The sequence below is a fragment of the Mesorhizobium sp. B3-1-6 genome (assembly GCF_006439555.1).
Lineage (GTDB): Bacteria > Pseudomonadota > Alphaproteobacteria > Rhizobiales > Rhizobiaceae > Mesorhizobium.
Genome location: NZ_VFTM01000005.1, coordinates 180,408 through 201,640, shown reverse-complemented (window position 1 = coordinate 201,640; position 21,233 = coordinate 180,408). Strand labels below are relative to the sequence as shown.

Sequence of the window (21,233 nt, the reverse complement as noted above, 5' to 3'; positions counted from 1 at the left end):
GTCAAAATCTCCTGACACCAACTTCTCAAAACTCTTCAATCACATAAAACAAAACCCCGCCGAAAATCGACGGGGTTCGTCAGCAGTCTGAGGCGGGCCCCGGCCCGCCTTTTTGTTTCAGTCCGCCGATCGGCTTCAGTGCAGGCGGCCGCTTGCATGGGCCAGCATGGTGTAGACCTTGCCGGTGTCGGACGTCAGATAGGTCTGCGCCATGATGTTGTCGCGGTCGTTGCGCGAGACATCCTTGAGCAGCTTCTCGAAATCCTCGCAGTAGCGATCGACCGCGGCGCGGAATTCCGCCTCTGCCTGGTACTTGCGACGGATCTCGTCAAAAGTCTGCTGGCCCTTCAGCGTGTAGAGGCGGCGCGTGAAGACGTCGCGCTCGCCGCGCCGGTAGCGGTTCCAGAGCTCGATCGAAGCGTCATGGTCGATGGCGCGGGCGATGTCGACGGAGAGCGAATTGAGCGACTCCATGACATGCAGCGGCGAGCGCTGGGCAGGGGTCGCGCGCGGCGCTTCCGCCGGCGCTGCCGGCCGCAGCTCCTCCTCGCGCGAAGCGTTGGTCAGGAGGTCGCGCACCCAGCCGCCCTGCGGCGGCTTGCTGTTCGGGTCGCGGCGCGGCGCCTCGGCAGGACGTTCGAGGTCGAGCGTGCCGCGCAGCGTGGTCTCGGCGAGCGGCGCCTGAGGGGCGCGAGCCGTGGGCTGCGGCTGGGGCTGAGGGGCCGGCGGACGGCGCAGCGGCGGCTCGGCGGCGCGGGCCGGCGCCTGCGGAGCAGGCCGCAGACCGCGCGGTTCGCCCTGTTCGCTGCTGCCGCTGCGGCCGGATTTCGCAACGATATCCGACAGTTCCTTGAGCGCATTGATCTGCTCGGCGACGGCGCGACGGATGGCCGAGGTCGATTCCTTGGCCTCTTCCGGCATCTCGATGACGCCCTTCTTCAGCTCGGCGCGGGTCAGGTCGAGCTCGCTCTTGATCGAGCCCGCGGTGCGGCGCATCTCCTCGGTCGCGTCGGCAAAGCGACGCGTCGCCGAATCGACGACCTCGGCGATGGCGGTGCGGATCTTTTCCGCCGATTCCATCGTGCGGCCCTCCGCGGTCTGCATCGTCTGGCCGACGAGGCTTTCGAAGGAACGCATCACCTTCTCGAGGTCTTCCGACTTCTTGACCAGGCCGACGGCGAGGTCTTCCAGCGAGGACTGACGCTCCAGCGTGTGCTCGAGATTGCTCTGCGCGGAGCTGAGCAGGTTAGAGGCGCTGGAGAGCAGGCGGCTGTGCTCGTCGAACTTGGTCGCGATCGAGGCCACCTCACGCAGCGTTGCCGAGGACAGATCGGTGAGCCGCGTCGTGTTGGAATCGACGAGACGCGCGGAGCTGGCGAAGGTCTGGGCGGCCTTCTCCGTGGTCGTGGCGAAGCTCTGCGTGCTGCCGGAGAGCCGCTCCTCGACCTGGCCGAGGTTGACGGCAGCCTGCTCGATCAACTGGCCGAGCTGCGCGCTGGAGGTCGTCATGCGGCCGATGAGATCGGCCACGCTGTCGGCAAGCGAGGAACGCGCGCCTTCGACGGCCGACAGGGTCTCGGCCGTGCGGCTGGCCAGCGCGTTGACGAGGTTCGTGTTCTCGCTGCGCAGCTTCTCGGCCGCCCGTTCGGTGACCTCTTCCATGCTGCGCTGCAGTTCGGAGCCGCCCTGGGCGAAGCGCTCGACCAGCGGCTTGGCCGTCTCGTCGAGGATTTTCGCCATCTCGGCCGAACGCGCCGCCAGCATTGTGTTGAGCTCGCGGGTGTTGGCGCCGATCGTGCGCGCGGCCTCGTTGGTGCTCTGGCCGATATGCTGGCCGACCGCCGTGAAGGTCTCGGCGATGACATTGGCGCGCGAGATGAGCTGCGCCTCGGCGCTGGAGACCTGCTCGTTGAGCTTCTGTCCCATGGTCTCGGCGGTGTAGGCGAGGCGGTTTTCCACGCTCGCGACCTGGTCCTCGACACGGGCGGCGGCGGCAGAGGCGCTTGCGGCCAGCCGCTCGTCGGCGCCGGCCAGCGCCTGCTCGATCTCGCGGGCATGCACCGCAAGCTCCTGGCCGGTCTGGCGGGCGCGGTCGGCGACACGCTGCTCGGTGGCGGCGAAGGCGCCGACGATCGTGTCGGCATGCTCGCCGATGGTCGAGCTGCTCGAGGCAATGCGCGACACCAGGCGGTTGTCGGCGTCGTCGAAGATGCGGCCGATTTCGCCGGCACGGGCGGAAAGCGCTTCCGAACCCTCGGCAATGCGCGACATGAGCTGCTGGTCGGCGCTGTCGAAGATGCGGCCGAGATCGGAGGCGCGGGCGGCCAGCGCTTCGGCCGATTCCGTGATGCGCATCGAGAGCCGTTCGTCGGCGCCCTCGAAGTTGCGCAGGATGTCGCCGGCGCGGGCGGCCAGCGACTGCGCCGTTTCGACGGCGCGGGCAACCAGCTTCTGGTCGGCCGTGTCGAAGGTGTTGGCGATCTCGCCGGCGCGCGTCGCCAGCTTGTCCGCGGTTTCCTCGGCGCGGGCCATCATCGCGCTCGACGCATCGTCGGCGCGCGCCATCAGCATGTTGGACGTATCCTGGGCGCGCTCATGCAGGCGGCGGTCCGCCGCCTCGAAGGCCTGGGCGATGTCCTCGGCCCTGGAAAGCAGCGCGGCGGACGTCTGCTCGGCCCGTTCGGCGATCTTGCGGTCCGCGTCGCTGAAGGCAGTACCTGCCTGCTCATGCAGGGCACTGGTGACTTCCATGACCTTGTCGCGCAGCGCGCCCGCCACGAACACGGCGGTCTTTTCCAGCACGCCGCGGACATTGTCGACTCCGGTCGACAGCGCGCGCTCCATGGTGCCGGCGCGTTCTTCGATCACACCGGTCTGCCGGCTGAAGGCCTGCTCGATCTTCTCGACGTCGGCGGCAATCGCCGCCGAGATGTCGCTGCTCCTGGCGGCGATCTGGTCGATATGCCCGGAAACCGAACGATCGACGTCCTTGCGCGCGTCGGCGAGCTTGACGAGATCGTCCTCCAGGGCCCTGGCAAGCATGTCGCGGCCCTCGGACAGCTTGCCGACATGGCCGGCGATGACGTCGTCGATCTCCGAGCGGCTCTCGGTCAGCTTCTGGAGATCGGCTTCGAGGGCGCGCCTGAGGATATCGCGGCCTTCCGAAAGCTTCTCGACCTGGCCAGCGACGAGGCCGTCGATCGAGGCGCGGCTTTCGGCCAGCTTGGCGAGGTCGGCTTCCAGCGCACGCTTGAGGATGTCACGGCCCTCGGCGAGCTTCTCGACCTGGCCGGACACCAGGCCGTCGATGCCGGCGCGGCTCTCGGCGAGCTTGGCAAGATCGTCCTCAAGCGCCTTGGACAACGACGTGCGGTTCTGCGACAACTGGTCGGCATGGGTCTGCATGAGGCCGCTGGCATTGGCCATATCGGCTTCGAGCGCACGCGAAAGCTCGGCGCGGTGGTCGGTGATCTTCTGCGAATGATCGACGATCGCGCCCTGGATGGTGTTGAGGTCGGCTTCCAGCGCGCGCTTGAGTATATCGCGGCCCTCGGCGAGCTTCTCGACCTGGCCGGCGACCAGCCCATCGATGCTGGAGCGGCTTTCGGCCAGCTTGGCGAGATCGTCCTCCAGCGACTTCGACAGCACCGAACGGTCCTGGACGAGTCTGTTCTGGTGGTCGGCAATGGCGCCGCTCACATTCTGGAGGTCGTCCTGCAGAGCCCTCGACAAGGTCGAGCGATCCTGCGCCAGCCTGTCCTGGTGATCGGCGATGGCACCGCTGACGGCCTGCAGGTCGGCTTCGAGCGCTTTCGACAGCTGGGAGCGATCTTCCAGCACCTTGTCCGAATGTCCCGCAATGGCACCCTTGATGGTGTTGAGGTCGGCCTCCAGGGCGCGCTTTAGGATATCGCGGCCTTCGGCGAGCTTCTCGACCTGGCCGGCGACAAGACCGTCGATCGAGGCGCGGCTTTCGGCCAGCTTGGCGAGGTCGGCTTCCAGCGTCAGCGAAAGCAGACCGCGGTCATCGGCGAGCTTGCCGGCGTGGCTGTCGATGAGGCCGCGGATGCCGCTCAGATCGTTTTCAAGCGCGCGGCTGAGTTCGCCGCGGTCCTCGGCGAGCTTGCTCGAGTGCGTCTCGATCAGGTTCCTGATGCCGATGATGTCGGTTTCGAGCGCTTTGGCGAGCACGGCGCGACCTTCGGCGATCTTCTCGACCTGACCGGCGACAATGCCGTCGATCGAGGCGCGGCTGTCCTGCAGCTTGCCGAGATCGGCCTCCAGGGCGCGCGCCAGGATGTTGCGGCCCTCGGCCAGCTTCCCGACATGGCCGGCGACCATTTCGTCAATCATTGTACGGGCTTGGACTAGCCTGCCGGAGTCTTCGTTCAAGGCCTGGGACAGGCGATTGCGGCCTTCCTCGAGCTGCTCCAGATGGCCGCCCAGCGACGCATCGATAGCTGCGCGCGACTCGTTGACCTTGCGCAGATCTTCTTCGAGCGCGCGCGAGATCAGGCCGCGGCCTTCCGCCAGCTTCTGCACCTGGTTGGTGACGGCGGAATCGATCGCCGCGCGGCTTTCGGCGAATTTCGCCAGGTCCGCCTGCATGGCGGTGGCCATGCGTTCGCGGCTCTCCGAGAGCGCGCGGCTGTGGTTCTCGACCGCTTCCTCGATGCCGACACGGGCATTGGCCAGCCGCTGGATGTCGGAATCGAAGGAGCGCGACACCACATGCCGGGCCGCTTCCATGCGCCCGGCGAAGTCGGTGGCGCGGGCTTCGAGCATCGAGGAGGTCGACGAGATGATGTCGGCCATATCGGCGCCGATCTGGGTCTTGCCCTGATCGATCATCGCCGACAGCGTGTCCTTGCTCTCCGCGAAGGCGTGGGCGATTTCCTTCGCGCGCTCCACCATCGTCTCGTTGATCTGGCGGGCGCGCGCTTCGAGGGCGGCATTGAGCTTCTGCGTGCCGGTGTCGAGCGCCTCGGCGCGGGTCTGGAATTCGCTGATCAGCGCCTGGCCGCGCTCGGCCAGCGTCCGTTCGATGCCGCTGAGGCTCGTCTCGAACTCCGAGCTCAAGGTGCGCGCCGCGCCGCCGAGCAGCGAGACCATGCCATTGGTGCGGTCATCGAGCAGGTCGGTCAGCGAGCGGGTGAGGCCGTCCGTGGTGTCGGTCAACTTGGCGATACGGGTGTCGAGGAGGCTCGCGAAAGCCTCGCCGGAGGTCGAAAGCCGGTCGGTGATGTTGTCCAGGCGCGATTCGACGGAATCGAAGATCGACGTCGAGCTTTCATTGATGCGATCGATCAGCGTGTCGCCGGAATTGTTGATCGTCATCGACAGCTTGGTCGATGCGTTAAGGATGGAGTCGCGGATGATATCGCTGGCCGAGCCGATCTCGTCGCGCAGCGTCTCGTGAGCGCTGGCAATGGAGGCGCGCACGCGCTCGGCATGGGTGACGACCGCCTCGCGTTCGCTGCCGAGACCATCGACCAGCGAACGGATGCGGGCCTCGTTCTCGGAATAGGAGCGCTCGATCTGGCTGACTTCGCCGTGGACAAGCGTTTCGAGCTCGACCGCGCGGGCAAGGGTGCGCTCGATGCCTTCGCCCATGGCCGCCACCTCGCGGCGAACGGCCTGGCCGATCATCATGACACGGTCCTGGGCGAGGTTTTCGGGCTCCGCCAGGCGGAAGGCGACCTCGGTCATGGATTGCGCGGCGATGCGCATTTCCTGCGCGCGCCGGATCATGGCGGCGAACGCCCAGAACAGGATGACCGGAACGATCGCGGCAACCGCCAGGCCAATCAGCTCGGGACGGGCGAAGAACTGGTCGAAGGTGCGGATCTTCCAGATGCCGGGGCCGAACAACAGGTTGGCCAGGCCGCCGGCGCCGGCGATCCAGGCCAGCGAGATAAAGGCGATCACCCAGTAGACGGTGCTCGACGCACGGCGGTTGAGGCTGTGCAGCAGCGTCTTATAGTCTTTCTGGCGGTCGTCATTGGCGGGCGTGAAGCCGGCGGGAGGCGTTAGGCCGGACGGCTGCCCATTACGCGGCTCGACTGGGCGCAACTCGGCCGGCTTGGCCGCGGGCGCCCTGGGAGACTGGGGGTTGGCAGGCTGGGGATTGTTTGCCGGCTCCGTCCTCTGGCTGCGGCCTTCGCGCGCCAGTTCATCGGCCGCCGCCGAAATCTGCGCTTCGAGATCCTCCATCGACGCCGCCATATCGAGGCCGCCGTCGTCGCCGTTAAGGTCAAGGTCAAGCGCCTTTTCCAGTTCCGCGGCTACGTCATTCTCGAGAGACTTGGTCGTCGTTGGTTTCTTAGCCATGCCTTCGCTACCCTGTACTAGCTGCCGCGGGACTTATGATTTTGGCCTGATTCTGGCCCGATTCTGGCTTGTCTATCCCGAGCAGGAGGCTGAAAAATGGACCTTCGTATCGTAATGACACACAGGGGTAAAGAAAACATGCATTCCGGGCGATACGTAAAACTTTAAATATAAGGTTAACGGAGACGTGATCCGGCTGCCTCCGTGACAACATTTTTCCCCTGCAATCGTTAACCCGTTGGCGACCGGAAGCGCCTATTTTCGTGGGCCCGTCTGCCCGCTTGATGGAGTTGCAGTGCGTATGCGTGGCGAAAGTGGTATTGCGTTTTCCATGCCGGGGGGAGATGCCTCCGGAACGGCCGGAGCCCGACCGGTCGACCTCGGCCATCTGGCGCGCCAGACGATGGGCGACCGTGACCTCGAACGGGAAGTGTTGGCGCTGTTCGTGCACCAGTCGCTGTCCGTCCGCGACCAGATCGCGGATGCCGACGCCAGGCAAAGGGTGCTTCTGGCGCATGGCCTGAAAGGCTCGGCGCGCGGCATCGGCGCCTTTGCGGTGGCCGATTGCGCGGCGATCATCGAAGGGCAGCCGGAAGACGTCCGGGCGCTCAAGCGGCTCGGCACGCTGATCGAGGAAGTGCGCGACTTCATCGCCGGCATCAGCCGCTAGAGCCGGATGATTTCTGAATCCGTCTCTAGATCAAAGAGATAGAGCATGGTGTCGCCCGAAAACCGCTTCACACTTTTCGGCATCATGCTCTAGCGCTATCTTTCTGAAAAACGTCATTTCGTGGCGCTTTCGCGCCGCAGTTGACTTGTCCGGTAGAGTGATTATCTCGGCTGCGACTCCTCAGGTGACTTAATGACCAAGCTGACTTACATAGCCCATGACGGGACCCGATTTGACGTGGAAGCCGAAAACGGCTCGACGGTCATGGAAAACGCAATCCGCAACGCGGTTCCGGGCATCGAAGCCGAATGCGGCGGCGCCTGTGCCTGCGCGACCTGCCATGTCTATGTCGACGAAGCATGGACGGCAGAGGTCGGCGAGCCGGAGGCGATGGAGGAGGACATGCTGGACTTCGCCTATGAGGTCCAGCCAAACTCGCGCCTCTCCTGCCAGATCAAGGTGCGCGACGCGCTGGACGGGCTGATCGTTCGGGTCCCCGAACGCCAGGGTTAAGCCGATTTTCCAATTTTCTTTCGCGCTGGCTGCTTGGCAGCAGGCGATAGGTCATGCAGTCTCGCGGCATTCCCAAAAGGGACGCAGCGCATGAGCGATACCATCAAGACGGACGTTCTCATTGTCGGGGCAGGGCCGGTCGGCCTGTTTGCGGTGTTCGAGCTCGGCCTGCTCGACATGAAATGCCACCTCATCGACATTCTCGACCGTCCGGGCGGGCAATGCGCAGAGCTCTATCCGGAAAAGCCGATCTACGACATTCCCAGCTGGCCGACGATCTCCGCGCAAGGCCTGGTCGACAAGCTCATGGAGCAGATCCATCCGTTCAAGCCGGATTTCACCTTCAACCGCATGGTGTCGAGCCTGGAAAAGCTCGAGGACAGAATCTTTCGCGTCGCGACCGACGAAGGCGAGATGTTCGAAGCCAAGGTGGTGGTGGTCGCCGCCGGCGGCGGCTCGTTCCAGCCCAAGCGTCCGCCCATTCCGGGCATCGAGGCCTATGAAGGCAAGAGCGTCTTCTATTCCGTCCGGCGCATGGAGGAATTCCGCGGCCATGACCTCGTCATCGTCGGCGGCGGCGATTCGGCGCTCGACTGGACGCTCAACCTGCAGCCGATCGCCAAAAGTGTGACGCTGGTGCATCGCCGTCCGGAATTCCGGGCCGCGCCCGACAGCGTCAACAAGATGTATGCCATGCAGGAGATGAAACAGCTCGAGTTCCTGGTCGGCCAGGTCAGCGGCCTTGCCGGCGCCGACGGCCAGCTTGCGTCGGCAACCATCAAGGGCGGCCCGGACGGCGACGTCGAGGTGCCGTGCACCCGCATGCTGCCGTTCTTCGGCCTCACGATGAAGCTCGGGCCGATCGCCGAATGGGGCCTTAACCTGCACGAGAACCTGATCCCGGTGGACACCGAGAAGTTTCAGACGTCGGTCCCGGGTATCTTCGCCGTCGGCGACATCAACTGGTATCCCGGCAAGCTCAAGCTGATCCTGTCAGGCTTCCATGAGGTGGCGCTGATGGCGCAGGCCGCCAAGCGCATCGTCAGCCCCGGCGAGCGGATCGTTTTCCAGTATACGACCTCGTCGACCAGTTTGCAGAAGAAGCTCGGCGTCCACGATTAAGGCGTATTGATATTCAGGTGACGCCGGTCCTGCGAACGCAGCACCCTGAATCTCAACTCCTATTCCGCGAGCACGGGCGCGGCGTGCTCGTCGCGGCCGCGCAGTTCCTTTTCCGGCATCAGGAAGAGCACGACAAGCGCCAGAACGAGCATGATGCCGGCGGCGACGAAAATCATCACGAACGGCAACGCCGATGCCAGCTGGATATGCGTCTGCGAGCCTTCGGCGGAGAGCGGCAGGCCGTAGCCGAGCGCAACGGCGCCAAGCAAGGCGACACCGAGCGCGCCGCCCAGCGTGCGCAGGAAGGTCAGCACGCCTGTCGCGACCCCCAGATGCGCGCGATCGACGGCATTCTGGACCGAGACGGTGGCGACCGGGAATGTCGTGCCGCTGCCCAGCCCGATCAGAGTGGTCAGGATTTCCACCTCGAGCAGCGAGGCGTGTTCCGCAATGGCACTGAGCCCGCCAATGCAGACGATGGCCAGGCTGACGCCGATCATGGCGATGCGCTTGTAGTGGACGAAGCGCGGGATCGTGCGGCCGCTGAAGGTCGCGCCGGCGACCGTACCCAGCAAGAGGCCGAGCATCGCGGTGCCGGATTCGCTGACCGAAAGCCCGACGACCGATTGCAGATAGACCGGCAGGTATACCGACGCGCCGATGTTGGCGGCCTGCAGCAGGAACATCGATATTGTGCCGGCGAGCACGATCGGGTTGCTCAGGACTTCGAGCGAGATCAAAGGCTCGGCCGCCTTGAGCACCCTCAACGCGAAGAAGGCCCAGAATACGACCGAGCAGGCGACCAGCCCAAGGATTTCGCGGGAGAACCAGGGATAGGCGCTGCCGCCCCAATTGAGCGCCAGGAGCAGCAGCGACGTGGCGATAACCAGCAGCACCGCGCCCAGGCCGTCGATGCGGTGGTTCTTGGCCGCGATCGGCAGCTTCCTCAGCGGGTTGTTGATGATGGCCATGGCCAGGAAGCCGATCGGCAGGTTGATCCAGAAGATCAGCGACCAGTGCAAATGTTCGGCGAATACGCCGCCGAGCAGCGGGCCGGCGACGCTGGCGACCGCCCAGGTTCCGGAGATCCAGGCCGCATAACGCGCTCGCTCGCGCGGCGGCACGAGATCGCCGATGACCGTCTGGGCGAGCGCGAAGAGACCGCCGCCGCCGGCGCCCTGGATGGCGCGGCCGATGACCAGCACCAGCATGTTGGGCGCAAGCGCGCTGACCAGCGACCCGAGCAGGAAGACGAGGATGGCGGCGTAGATGACGGGGCGGCGTCCGTAGACGTCGGAAATCTTGCCGTAGAGCGGCGCCATCGCGGTCGCGGTCAAGAGATAGCCGGTGACGATCCACGGCAGATATTCGGCATGGCCGAGCGCGCGGGCGATCGTCGGCAGAGCAGGGGCTACGATGGTCTGATCAAGGGCCGCCAGCAACATCGACAACAGCACGCCGCCGATGATGGCATTTTTCTCGCTCTCGCTCATCATCGGCGCGGCTTTCGGCGCCATCGCCTGGTTCTCGACGGTCTGGTCCATGCGTCATTCTTTCAAAGGCTGATGCTCAGTGCGCCAAAACGGCTGCGGCCGACCCGTCGTGCCTGGCGTCTGTCATTTCTCTTCACCGTTCGAGGCCCTGGGGGCTGCTTCGAACCCGCTATATGTCATTCGATATAGGCCGATTTCGACCGCCGCTCGAAAGTTTTTCCAGTCTGGCACCATGCTTGGACGAAATTGGCCCGGGATGGGCTGGCTCTCAAGTCAAGGCGGTGGCAGTTGGCCGGCTTCGACGCGTTCCATGCGGTAGCGCATCAGCCGAAGGATACGGCTTTCGAAATTGACGCTCTCGACGCGGTCGAAGCGCAACTGGTCCTGATCGTGCCTGGCGAGCTCGGCTGCCTGGATCGCGGCGGCCTTCGCCTTCGCCTGTTCGCAAGTCTTCTGCACGGGGGCGGCCTTCAGCGCATCCTCGAGCGCGCGCGCATGATTCTTGGCGATCTCGACATGGCGCTCCTCATGCCGCTTGATGTCGGCCGACAGCGTGTCCCAGAACAGCCTGACGTCGGGATCGGCTTTGCGCGGGCGCCGCCATTCGGGAAGGATCACCTTGACCTTCACGGTGACGGCGGCATCGGTGATGCGGCAAGAGTCCGCGCCCTGCGCGTAGCTGATGCGGGTGGTGAAGGCCATCTGCGTGGCGCCTGGATGCCGCGAGCCGGTGCTCTTCACCTTGGGGCCGTTTCTCGACAGCTGGTTCTGGATATCGTCGAGCGTGCGGCCGCCGACGCTGAAATAGCTGTAAGTCTTGACCAGGTTGGCCGCGCCCGCCGGCGTGGCGGTCAAAGCGAGCATCAGGGCGCAGAGAAGGGATCGGTTCATCATATTGCCTCTTCACGCACCTTGCTTTAGGGCCGTCACCAGCGCAACGGAATTGATTTCGCGCGGATCACGCATGGTTGATGGATGATGACGACAAGGCGATGGCAGCTGGCGCATGGGCGCTATCTCGACCTCGGTCCGAAGGCGGTCGTCGTCGGCATCCTGAACGTCACGCCCGACAGTTTTTCGGACGGCGGCCTGTTCATCGCGCCTGAAAAGGCGCTGGAGCAAGCGCGCCGTATGGTGAAGGAGGGCGCGGCCGTCATAGATGTCGGCGGAGAGTCGACGCGGCCGGGTTTCGCCCCGATCACGGCCGAGGAAGAGCAGGCGCGCGTGCTGCCCATCATCTCGGCGCTCGCCGCTTCCGGCGAGGCGCTGATTTCGGTCGACACCTATCGGGAGGAAACCGCGCGGCTTGGCGTCGCCGCCGGCGCCCATATCGTCAACGACGTCTGGGGGCTGCAGCGCGAGCCGGGCATCGCGCGCGTCGCCGCCGAGACCGGGGCCGGGCTCGTCATCATGCATACCGGGCGCGAACGGCACAAATTGCCCGACGTGATCGAGGATCAGTTGCTTTTCCTGCGCAGATCGCTGGAGATCGCGCGCGCCGGCAATGTCGCCGACAGCCAGATCGTGCTCGATGCCGGCTTCGGCTTCGCCAAGGAAACGTCGGAGGAAAACCTCGACCTGATGGCGCGATTTTCCGAGCTCCGGGCGCTCGGCTACCCGTTGATGGCCGGAACCTCGCGCAAGCGCTTCATCGGCGCCGCGACCGGGCGCGAGCCCGCCGAACGGGCAGCCGGCACGGCTGCCACCAGCGTCATCCTGCGCTTGAAGGGAGCCGACCTGTTTCGCGTCCACGATGTCGCAATCAACGTGGATGCGCTGGCGGTGACCGATGCTATGCTTCAACGCGAAACCGAGCTTCCTCCCGGACACTGATCATGTACGTCATCCGTATGAAGAACTGCGCCTTCTTCGCCCGCCACGGCGTGCTGGACGAGGAGGAGACGCTTGGCCAGCGTTTCTATGTCGATGCCGAGCTGACGGTCGAGCCCAGCCGTCCGCTGACGGAGGATTCCATCGAGGATACCGTCAATTACGGCGTCGCCTTCGCGGTCATCGAGAAGATCGTGACCGGACATCGCCGCTTCCTGATCGAGGCGCTGGCGCTGGAGGTCGCGAAGGCGCTGACGGCCAGGTTTTCGCAGATCAGGAAGGCCGAGATCACCGTGCGCAAACCAAACGCGCCGGTGCCCGGCGTGCTCGATTATGTCGAGGTGACCGTTGTCTGGCCAGAATAGCGCTGTCTACCTCAGTCTCGGCGGCAACCTCGGCGAGCCGGCCAAGTCCATGGGCGCGGCATTGCGCATACTGGACGGCGACGACGCGACGCGCGTCACCGCCGTCTCCTCGCTTTATCGCACGCCGCCTTGGGGCAAGCTCGACCAGCCGGATTTCCTCAATGCCGCCGCCGCGATCGAGACGGCTCTCTCGCCGCGCACGCTGCTCGACCTTTGCCTCGACGTCGAGAGGCGGTTGAAGCGCGTGCGCGAGGAGCGCTGGGGGCCTCGCCTGATCGATATCGACATCCTGGTGTTCGGCGACCGGGTGATCCACGAGACCGGGCTCGAAGTGCCGCATCCACGCATGCTGGAGCGCGCCTTCGTGCTGGCGCCGCTGGCCGAGATCGCGCCAGGGCTTTCGGTCGGCGGCAGGAGCGTGTCGGAGCGGCTCGGCGCCGTCGATATTTCCGGTATCGAGCGGCTGCCGTCCGGCCGCGAATGGTGGCTCGGCTAAAACCCGGATGGTTAGCCGGAAAAACCGCCGCCGTCCAAAAATGCCTTTTCCTCGGCGGTCGTCGCGCGGCCAAGCATCCGGTTGCGGTGCGGAAAACGGCCGAAGCGCAGGATGATCTCCAGATGCTCTTCGGCGTATTTGAGGTAGTCGGGCGCTTTGGCGGTTGTGAGTTGCACTGACCGTTCCTGGTCGGCCAGCAATTCGGAATGCTCGAAGGGCAAATAGAGGAAGACGCGAACCAGTTCTTCCAGTTCCAGGTCCTGACCGGCGGCGATTGCCTTGTCGGCGAAGTATCTCGCCAGCGGATCGGTCGCGAACATGTGGCCGGTGCCACGGAAGCAGTTGCGCGGGAATTGGTCGAGCAGGATCATCAGCGCCAGCGACCCTTCGGCATGCGCATTCCAATGGTCGCATTCGCGCCGCGCGGCGGCGTAATGCAGCTCCAAAAAGCGATTGCGGAAATCCGTGTCGAAGGCGTCGTTCTTCTCGAACCAGGCATCCTCGCCGCCATCGCGCCAGAATTTGGTGACCGAAAGCGCCCACGGATCGAATTCTGCCATGCGTTGCCCCTCAGTTCTTGGTCTCTGCCTGGTTCAGCACGACGGCGGTTTCCTGGTTCAACGCTCGGCCGGCGCGGCGCGGCTGGGTGAGCGGCGTCGGGATCGGCGTGCCGATATTGCCCTTGAGGAAACGCTGGCCGGCGCGCACGCCCTCGGCCAGTTGCGTCTCGAAGCGCGCTTCGTCGCGGCGCCGCACATCCTCGATGACCTCGGCGACTTCTTCCGGATCGACGCCCAGCGCCTCCAGCGCGGAGCCGCCGAAGACCAGCGCCGATTCGAAGGTCTCGCGCAGCTGATAGTCGACGCCGGCCCGCACGAGCTGCAGCGCCGTGCCGCGGTCGAAAGCGCGCGCCAGAATCGCGACCAGAGGGAATTCGGCCTTGATCAGCTGGGCGATGCGCACGGCGGCGTCCGGCTTGTCGACGCAGATCAGCACCGCACGGGCGCGCCCGGCGCCGGCCGCATGCAGGATGTCCAGCCTTGTGCCGTCGCCGTAATAGACCTTGAAGCCGAAATCGGCCGCGGCCTGGATCATCTCCACCTCGTTGTCGATGATCGAGACGTCCATCCCACGCAGCAGAAGCGGCTGGCTGGCGATCTGGCCGAAACGGCCGAAGCCGATGATCAGCACGCTGCCGGTGAGGCCGTCGGCGATGTCGACGCCGTCGAGGGACTGCTCGTCGCGCGGGGTAAGGTAGCGCAGCGCTACGATCGCCAAGGGCGTCAGCACCATGGAGATGATGACGATGGCGGTCAGCGTGGCGTTGGCCTGGCCGTCGATGATGCCGACCGCGGCGGCGGACGAGTAAAGCACGAAGGCGAACTCGCCGCCCTGCGCCATGAAGACGGCGCGTTCGAGCGCCTCGCGGTGGCTGCTCTTCAGAATGCGCGCCACGGCGTAGATGCCGACCGCCTTCATGACCATGTAGGCGACGACATAGACGGCGACGAGCCGCCAGTTCTGGGCGACGACGCCGAGGTCGAGCGACATGCCGACGGCGAGGAAGAACAGGCCGAGCAGGATGCCGCGGAACGGCTCGATATCGGCTTCGAGCTGGTGGCGGAAGGTCGATTCCGACAGAAGCACGCCGGCAAGGAAGGCGCCCATCGCCATCGACAGGCCGGAGAGCTGCATGGCCAGGGCCGATCCCAGCACCACCAGAAGCGCGGCGGCGGTCATGACTTCGCGGGCGCGGGCGTCGGCCAGGATGCGGAAGAGCGGATTGAGCAGGTAACGGCCGGCCACGACCAGTCCAACGATCGCGGCGATGCCGATGCCGACCTCGGTCAGTCGCTCCGAAAGGCTGGTTTCGGCGCCGCCGGGCGCGAGGAACGCGACCAGCGCCAGGAGCGGCACGATCATCAGGTCTTCGAGCAACAGGATGGAGACGATGCGCTGGCCTTTCGGCGTGGCGATCTCACCGCGCTCCTCGAGCAGCTGCATGACGATCGCCGTCGAGGTCAGCACGAAGCCGGCGCCGGCGACGAAGGACTGCGCGATGGGAAAGCCTCCGGCCAGTCCGACCAGAGTGAGCAGGACAGCGCAGACGCCAACCTGCAAGGCACCCAGACCGAAAATCTCGCGGCGCAGCCCCCAGAGCCGCGACGGCTGCATTTCCAGGCCGATGATGAACAGGAACATGACGACGCCGAGCTCGGCGACATGGAGGATCGCTTCCGATTCGGAAAAGATGCGCAGGCCGAAGGGGCCGATGACCACGCCGGCGGCGAGGTAGCCGAGGATCGAGCCCAGCCCCATGCGCTTGAAGATCGGCACGGCGACGACGCCCGCGGCGAGCAGCGCCACCACCTGCACCAGATCGCTGCTCGACGCTTCAGCTGCCATGCCTGTCATCCCGTTCTCTAAGGCGCGTCCCTCTGAAACGGATGCAGGCGACGCGCTTTAGGTTTTTGATTTGATGCATGTCGTTGTCCCAGAACCGCTGCACACTTCTGGGCGACATGCATCAGAAGCACTCCTTGCATGCCCCGGGAGCGAGAGGCAAGGGCGCTGGAAGAGCAGGGGCACGCCGCAGGATACGAAGCAGCAGGTTCCGCGGCGAACGCCTGTTGCAACCGCGTTACACAAGTTGACACGGCCCGGTCGTTGCGTAACGCCACAATCAGAGGTTATGGCACGTTCGGCTTCGGCCATCGGAGGCAGCGGCGATGGGCGGCTGCCTTTTTTGAGGAGATGATTGATATGAAGAAGTTTTTGCTCGTTGCCGTTGGTGTTGCGGCGTTGGTCGGTTCGGCTTGCTCCAAGGGGCCGGAATGCACGCAAGAAATCGCTGCCAAGAAGGCGCAGGACATGGCCGCCGCGCTCCAGGAAGCCATCACCAAGGATCCGAGCAAGGCGGCCGATCTGACCGCCAAGGTGCAGGCCGTGACGACCAAATATCAGGGCGCGACGACGCTCGACGAAGCCTGCAAGGCCTATGACGAGCTGACCGCCACCATCAAGGGTTGAACTCAACCATCGACAATGCGAAGGCGGTGGTCACGCGGCCGCCGCCCTTTTCTTGCAGATGTTGGCGCGCCGGATCAGTTCTTGGCGATGGCGCCGACTTCGACCGGATCGATCCGCTTCAGGCTCATGCCGATCACCGGCACCAGCTGATTGTTGACGCGCACGGCCACCGTCACGGTCATCGAATTGCCGTCGGGGACACGCGCCTGCATGACGCCGTTCAACTGCTTGCGGTTGATGGTGAAGACGACTTTCTGGGCGTCGACGACATTGCCGCCGACAATGTCCATGCCGCTTTCTGTCGAGCCGCCCATGAAGGTGCCCCTGTAACCATCGTGCCCCTTGCGTTCGACGCTGGCCGACATTTTTTGCGTGAACACGCCGACCCTGCAGCCGCCGTCAAGCGTCATGCCGAGCTTGCTGGCGGGCGTCGAGCCATTGAAATCGCAGATGAATTTGGTGCCTTTGTACTTGCCGGCGATGATCTCGCCAGGGCCGACCCATCTGCCTTCGACGGAGCGGAAAAACTGCTTGTCCGGCTCTGCGCCAAAGGCCTTTTCGACCAGTCCGAGCGGCGCGGCAATCGCAATGGTGGCAGGCAGGACGCAGGACAGGATTACGCTTCTCATCGACGACACCCGGCACGAAAGAGTCTATTCTTGGGACCGGACTGACCATGCAGAAGATTGGTTAATGCTTCGTCACCCGCAGCGGGTCACGCGTTTACCTTATCGGTCGTCTTGGCTGTTCTTTCGCGCCGCGAACGAGGTCAGCGCCGAGAGGAAATCGCCTAGGCCGGGACGCTTGACGGCGATGAACGGCAAGGGGCGGGCGGTTTCCATCGCGGCGATGCCGATGCGCGCCGTCATCATGCCGTTGACCACGCCTTCGCCGAGTTTTGCCGAGAGTTTTGCGGCCAGGCCATGGCCGACGATCTGCTGCACGAAACTGTCGCCCACCGCGATCGAGCCGGTCACCGCCAGATGCGCGAGCACGCCGCGCGCCAGCCGGAAGAAGCCGAGCGTGCCTGGGCGGCCGCCGTAGAGTTCGGAGAGCCGCCGGATCAGGCGGCCGGCCTCGAACACGACATAGGCGATGTCGACCAGAGCGCGCGGGCTGACGGCCGTGATCAGGGATACGCGCTTCGCGGCCTCGAGGATCATGATTTTCGCGCGGGCATCGAGAGGCGACAGGATCTCGGTCTCGGCAAGCCGCACCAGATTGGCGCCGTCGATGATCTCGCCGCGCAATTCGGCGAGCGAACGGCGCCCAGCGGCGGTCTCGGGCTTTGCCGCGACGAAGGCCGAGAGTTCGTCGACCAAGGCACGCGCCGCCTTGGGATCGTCGCGCGCCACGGCATCCAGGGCCCGCTTCTGCATCTTTTCGACTTCGGCCAGGCGGGCGATGGCGAGGAATTCGCGGACCAGGATGACGAGCAGCGAGAGCAGCGCAATCGCCGCCATGCCGGCCGCCAGCCAGCCAAGCCATTCGGCGCGCGCGAACAGGTCGCGGATCAGCTGGTCGGCCCAAAGACCGACCGCCAGCGAGACGAGCACGCTCAGAGCACCGAGGAACAGCCGGGCAAGCAGCGAGCGCTTTCTCGGCGCCGTCGCCGGTGGCGGAACCGCAGCCTCGATGTCCGGCTCGTCGAAGACATCGACCTCCGAGGGGATCACGACCGCCACATCAGCCCGCGCGGCACGTGGCCTGCGCGCCGGCTGCTCCTCGGCGACGCGGTTTCGCTGTGGTTGCGGCGGCGCCTCGGTCTCGGGCTCGATGCGGAAGGCCGCCGGTTTGCGGGGCGCGGTCATGCCAGATGATCTCCGATCAGGAACTGCAGCGCGCGGTCGAGCCGGATATGCGGCAAGGACAGCGTGACGCCTTCGGCGGTGCGTTCGAGTTTCGGCGGGCGGAAACGCACGAAGCGGATCGCCGGTTCGGTGCTGTCGGGCGGCGATCCGGAATTGTCGAACACCGCATCGATCTTTTCCGGCAAATCGCCCGGGAATATGGCGGTTTCGGTCTTTCCGTCGAATGTCTCGCCATTGATCTTCTCGCCCTTCAGCGGGGCGCCGATGATGACGGGCAGCGTCTCGCGGCCCTGCTTCACCGTGCCTTCGCGGGTCGAGCGAACCGCGGCCATGGCGACGACGTCGACGGCGGCGCCGCTGAAATTCGCGCGCGCCACGGCGCGGTCGGTCAGCCGGCGCACGATCGCCTGCAGCAGGTCATGGCTTTCGTGGTGCAGATGGTCCGCCTTGGTCGCGGCGACCAGGATGCGGTCGATACGGCGCGAGAAGAAGTCGGTGAGGAAATTGCCCCGCCCGGGCCGGAAGCAGGACAGGATCTCGGTGACGGCGCGCTCCAGATCGGCCATGGCAGCCGGTCCGGCGTTGAGCGCCTGCATGGCGTCGATCAGCACGATCTGCCGGTCGAGGCGGGCGATGTGCTCGCGAAAGAACGGTTTGACGACATGCGTCTTATAGGCCTCGTAGCGGCGTTCCATCATGGCCTGCAGCGATCCGGAGCGCGGCCGGCCTTGCGACAGCGTCATCAGCGGCGCAAAGGTCAGCGCTGGCGAGCCTTCGAGATCGCCCGGCATCAGGAAACGGCCGGGCGGCAGTGTCGACAGCGCGCGTTCGTCGAGCTTGCAGGCCTTGAGATAGGCGGCGAAGCTTTCGGCCAATCGCCGCGCCGCCATCTCGTCGGCGTCGGCATCGGGATCGATGGCGGAGGCCAGTTCGCGCCAGGCCTGCGACAGGTCCGAGCGGACGGGCAGGGCGGCCAGTTCGACCGCCTCGCGCGAAAAGTCGGCAAAGGATTTGCCAAGCAGCGGCAGGTCGAGCAGCCATTCGCCGGGATAGTCGACGATATCGATGGATAGTTTTCCGGCTGAAAACAACCGGTTCCAGCCCGAAGCCGACTCATATTCGATGGTGAGCCGCAGTTCCGAGATGGCGCGCGTGGAGTCCGGCCAGACGCGATCGTTCACCAAAGCCGCGACATGATCCTCATACTGGAAGCGCGGAACGGCATCGTCCGGCTGCTCCTCGAGGAAGGCGCGGGCGATGCGGCCAGATTTCTGCGCTTCGAAGAGCGGCAGGCGTCCGCCATGGATGAGATTGTGAACGAGGGCCGAAATGAACACCGTCTTGCCGGAGCGGGAAAGGCCGGTGACGCCAACACGCAATGACGGAGAGAAGAGCCCGGCGGCACGGCCCGACAACGTGTCGAGCGCAATCCTTGCCTCGTCGGTGAAATTGGTCAGCGATGATGCCAAATCGGGCCTCTGGTTGCGCGTCAGCGCCCGATATAGGCCCTGGACCGCGCGTTTGAAATGGCCTCAGAGGTCGGCGGGCGTGAGAAAGGCTTCGAGATAGCCGTTGCCCTGCGCCGCTTCGGCAAGGTTGCCGGGGAAGCGCACCACGGCAAGGCCGGAGGTCGGAAAACCGTGATTCATCATGCCGCGCGCCGCCTGCTCGCCATCTCCGGACACCGCCATGGCCAGATCTTCGGTCATTGGGTTGTGACCGATCACCAGCAGCGAGTTGGCGCCGCCATTCTTGCGGATGATGTCGAGGTAGCCGGCCGCATCCTCGCTGTAGAGCGTGTCGAAGAACAGGACCCGGCCGGTGTCGGTGCGCCCCGCCAGGCCTTCCAGCGTCTGCCTCGCCCGCTTGGCGTTGGAGCAAAGGGTGACGTCCGGCACGTAGGTGCGGGCCCGCATGGCCTCTCCGATCGCTTCGGCATCGGCGATGCCCGATTCGTCGAGCGGGCGGTCGAAATCGCGCACGCCGGGCAGCGCCCAGCCGGCTTTGGCATGCCGCAACAGATAAAGTCTGCTCAACCGGACCCCCGTGACGCCGCCTTCTTGGCAAAGCGCGATTAGTCACCAGAACCAAGTCATGCACAATGGCCGGCGTCAGCAACTGCAACGAATCATGTGCGAATTCGTTTTGTGCCGTTGAAACAAAGTCATCGCGCGGGCCGCCGATGCGTGACTAACAATTGCGTGAAACTGTCGCCGATAGCGCTTGTGCAGGCTCTTGTCCCCGAATATATAGGCGCCAAATTTGGGGTTGTTGGGTGAGTCGAATGAACGATATCGTTACCGCCAATTACGTACCCTCCGAAGACGAGCCGTTCATGAACGAACGGCAAAAATCGTACTTCCGTCAAAAGCTTATCACCTGGAAGAACGACATTCTCCGCGAAGCTCGCGAAACCCTCGAAATCCTGCAGCAGGAAAACGCCAACCACCCCGACCTAGCCGATCGCGCCTCCTCCGAAACCGACCGCGCCATCGAATTGCGCGCCCGCGATCGCCAACGCAAGCTCATCTCGAAAATCGACTCCGCGCTCCAGCGCATCGACGAAGGCACCTACGGCTATTGCGAGGAGACCGGGGAGCCGATCGCGCTGAAGCGGCTCGACGCGCGTCCGATCGCGACACTGTCGATCGAGGCGCAGGAGCGCCACGAGCGTCGCGAGAAGGTCTATCGCGACGACTGACGCAATCTAGCTGGGCAAGAACATCGAAAATGGCCGGGATTTCCGGCCATTTTTTGTTTTTCAGCGCCCCATTTGTCTTTGCCGACAGGGGCGCGAAGAGGCTCGCTTGCGCCGGTGGCCGGTCAGCGCTTGTGGCTGCCCAACTCGCCAAGGAGCTTGGTCATTTCGTCATCGAGCGAAGGTTTGGCCGCGGGCTTGGCGATTGCCGGCTGGGAATGCTGGTCGTCGAGAGAGGTCTCGAGTTCGTGCATCAGCGTGTCGTCGATGGAGTCGTTTGAGGGCGGTGGCGCATATCTGGTGCTGCCGTTCGTCGTCCCGTAGCCCGGCAGCGGCATGACCTTGGCCGTCGGCTGGCTCGGCGCGGCCGGCTTGATGGGCGCGGGCGCCGGCGCGCGCGGATGTGTGGCGGCAGCTGGCTGGGCGGCAGGCGGCGCCGGCGGCCTGGCGGGGGCGGGCGCCGGTTGCGGCGCGCGCGGGCGTTGCGCAGCTCCTGTCTGCTGCTGACCGCCGTCGCCCGTCAATGCCGGGCGGCGCGGTGCTGCCAGCCTGATGTCGCGCTCGACCACGACATCGGTCGGCCCACCGATCAGGATCAGGTGCTCGATGTCGTCGCGGCGCACCAGGACAAGCCGGCGATGGCTGTCGACAGCGGTGGCATCCATCACGGCAAGCCGCGTCTTGCGGTTCCTGCCGCCGGCGACGAAGGTGCCGAAGGTCAGGTTGCGGACCACCTTGATGGCGAGCAGGACGACAACCAGCAGGATGAGGGCCGCTACCGTCCACAGGATTGCAGCGACGTAACCCGGGCCCGCTACATTATCCAGCCACTGCATCAGTGCACCCCAATCGCCATCTTTGAAGTGAGGGGACAC

18 protein-coding genes are annotated in these 21,233 nt (G+C 65.0%); 8 read left to right on the top strand and 10 right to left on the bottom strand.

The window, feature by feature from the left end:
* Positions 1-135 precede the first annotated feature (135 nt).
* On the bottom strand, positions 136-6,330 hold the full coding sequence (locus tag FJ414_RS07495) for a kinesin (protein ID WP_140642975.1): 6,195 nt from the start codon (positions 6,328-6,330) through the stop codon (positions 136-138).
* 301 nt (positions 6,331-6,631) lie between these two features.
* Between FJ414_RS07495 and FJ414_RS07490 the strand changes: the two genes are divergently transcribed.
* The 3 genes from FJ414_RS07490 (at position 6,632) to FJ414_RS07480 (ending at position 8,635) form a co-directional block, all read left to right on the top strand.
* Positions 6,632-7,000: an Hpt domain-containing protein gene (locus FJ414_RS07490; RefSeq protein ID WP_140642973.1), complete on the top strand. Its 369-nt coding sequence runs from the start codon at positions 6,632-6,634 to the stop codon at positions 6,998-7,000.
* A gap of 192 nt (positions 7,001-7,192) precedes the next feature.
* Positions 7,193-7,513: a 2Fe-2S iron-sulfur cluster-binding protein gene (locus FJ414_RS07485; protein ID WP_140642970.1), complete on the top strand. Its 321-nt coding sequence runs from the start codon at positions 7,193-7,195 to the stop codon at positions 7,511-7,513.
* 90 nt (positions 7,514-7,603) lie between these two features.
* Positions 7,604-8,635, top strand: a complete 1,032-nt coding sequence (locus FJ414_RS07480; protein WP_140642967.1) for an NAD(P)/FAD-dependent oxidoreductase — start codon at positions 7,604-7,606, stop codon at positions 8,633-8,635.
* Positions 8,636-8,694: 59 nt separating this feature from the next.
* Here the strand turns inward: FJ414_RS07480 and FJ414_RS07475 are convergent, their stop codons facing one another.
* Together FJ414_RS07475 and FJ414_RS07470 are read right to left on the bottom strand one after the other, a co-directional pair.
* Positions 8,695-10,179 (bottom strand): MDR family MFS transporter, encoded by a 1,485-nt coding sequence (locus FJ414_RS07475; protein WP_140642965.1) that lies wholly within the window; start codon positions 10,177-10,179, stop codon positions 8,695-8,697.
* 222 nt (positions 10,180-10,401) lie between these two features.
* Positions 10,402-11,022, bottom strand: coding sequence for a DUF922 domain-containing protein (locus tag FJ414_RS07470; protein WP_140642963.1), 621 nt, complete (start codon positions 11,020-11,022; stop codon positions 10,402-10,404).
* An 84-nt stretch (positions 11,023-11,106) separates the two neighbouring features.
* Between FJ414_RS07470 and folP the strand changes: the two genes are divergently transcribed.
* From folP to folK, 3 genes are read left to right on the top strand one after another with little or no spacing between them, the layout of a single operon-like run.
* Positions 11,107-11,961, top strand: a complete 855-nt coding sequence (folP, locus tag FJ414_RS07465; protein WP_140642961.1) for a dihydropteroate synthase — start codon at positions 11,107-11,109, stop codon at positions 11,959-11,961.
* Between the two features lie 2 nt (positions 11,962-11,963).
* Positions 11,964-12,323 (top strand): dihydroneopterin aldolase, encoded by a 360-nt coding sequence (folB, locus tag FJ414_RS07460; RefSeq protein WP_140642958.1) that lies wholly within the window; start codon positions 11,964-11,966, stop codon positions 12,321-12,323.
* The gene (gene folK, locus FJ414_RS07455) at positions 12,307-12,819 is read left to right on the top strand and encodes a 2-amino-4-hydroxy-6-hydroxymethyldihydropteridine diphosphokinase (RefSeq protein WP_140642956.1); all 513 of its coding nucleotides are present in this window, start codon (positions 12,307-12,309) and stop codon (positions 12,817-12,819) included. The genes folB and folK overlap by 17 nt, the downstream gene beginning before the upstream one ends.
* An 11-nt stretch (positions 12,820-12,830) precedes the next feature.
* Here folK and FJ414_RS07450 read toward each other — a convergent pair whose 3' ends face one another.
* Both FJ414_RS07450 and FJ414_RS07445 read right to left on the bottom strand, forming a co-directional pair.
* On the bottom strand, positions 12,831-13,379 hold the full coding sequence (locus FJ414_RS07450) for a DUF924 family protein (RefSeq protein ID WP_140642952.1): 549 nt from the start codon (positions 13,377-13,379) through the stop codon (positions 12,831-12,833).
* A 10-nt stretch (positions 13,380-13,389) separates the two neighbouring features.
* Entirely contained in the window at positions 13,390-15,225 is a 1,836-nt protein-coding gene (locus FJ414_RS07445; protein WP_140642949.1) for a monovalent cation:proton antiporter-2 (CPA2) family protein, read from the bottom strand.
* 357 nt (positions 15,226-15,582) lie between these two features.
* Here FJ414_RS07445 and FJ414_RS07440 point away from each other — a divergent pair, with 357 nt between their 5' ends.
* Complete coding sequence (locus tag FJ414_RS07440) at positions 15,583-15,849, top strand: hypothetical protein (RefSeq protein WP_140642947.1); 267 nt, start codon at positions 15,583-15,585, stop codon at positions 15,847-15,849.
* Positions 15,850-15,923: 74 nt separating this feature from the next.
* Here FJ414_RS07440 and FJ414_RS07435 read toward each other — a convergent pair whose 3' ends face one another.
* The 4 genes from FJ414_RS07435 to FJ414_RS07420 all read right to left on the bottom strand — a co-directional run bounded on the left by FJ414_RS07435 (position 15,924) and on the right by FJ414_RS07420 (position 19,696).
* Positions 15,924-16,478: a hypothetical protein gene (locus FJ414_RS07435; RefSeq protein ID WP_140642945.1), complete on the bottom strand. Its 555-nt coding sequence runs from the start codon at positions 16,476-16,478 to the stop codon at positions 15,924-15,926.
* 99 nt (positions 16,479-16,577) lie between these two features.
* Positions 16,578-17,660: a TIGR01620 family protein gene (locus FJ414_RS07430; RefSeq protein ID WP_140642943.1), complete on the bottom strand. Its 1,083-nt coding sequence runs from the start codon at positions 17,658-17,660 to the stop codon at positions 16,578-16,580.
* Positions 17,657-19,129 carry a YcjX family protein gene (locus tag FJ414_RS07425; protein WP_140642940.1) on the bottom strand — a complete coding sequence of 491 codons (1,473 nt, stop codon included), beginning with the start codon at positions 19,127-19,129 and terminating at the stop codon, positions 17,657-17,659. The genes FJ414_RS07430 and FJ414_RS07425 overlap by 4 nt, the downstream gene beginning before the upstream one ends.
* A gap of 63 nt (positions 19,130-19,192) precedes the next feature.
* Positions 19,193-19,696 (bottom strand): histidine phosphatase family protein, encoded by a 504-nt coding sequence (locus FJ414_RS07420; RefSeq protein WP_140642937.1) that lies wholly within the window; start codon positions 19,694-19,696, stop codon positions 19,193-19,195.
* A gap of 248 nt (positions 19,697-19,944) precedes the next feature.
* On the opposite strand from FJ414_RS07420, the gene dksA reads away from it, so the two are divergent.
* Positions 19,945-20,361: an RNA polymerase-binding protein DksA gene (dksA, locus tag FJ414_RS07415; RefSeq protein WP_095765270.1), complete on the top strand. Its 417-nt coding sequence runs from the start codon at positions 19,945-19,947 to the stop codon at positions 20,359-20,361.
* A gap of 122 nt (positions 20,362-20,483) precedes the next feature.
* On the opposite strand, the gene FJ414_RS07410 is transcribed toward dksA, so the two are convergent.
* The gene (locus FJ414_RS07410; protein WP_140642935.1) at positions 20,484-21,194 is read right to left on the bottom strand and encodes a flagellar biosynthetic protein FliO; all 711 of its coding nucleotides are present in this window, start codon (positions 21,192-21,194) and stop codon (positions 20,484-20,486) included.
* Positions 21,195-21,233: the final 39 nt, after the last annotated feature.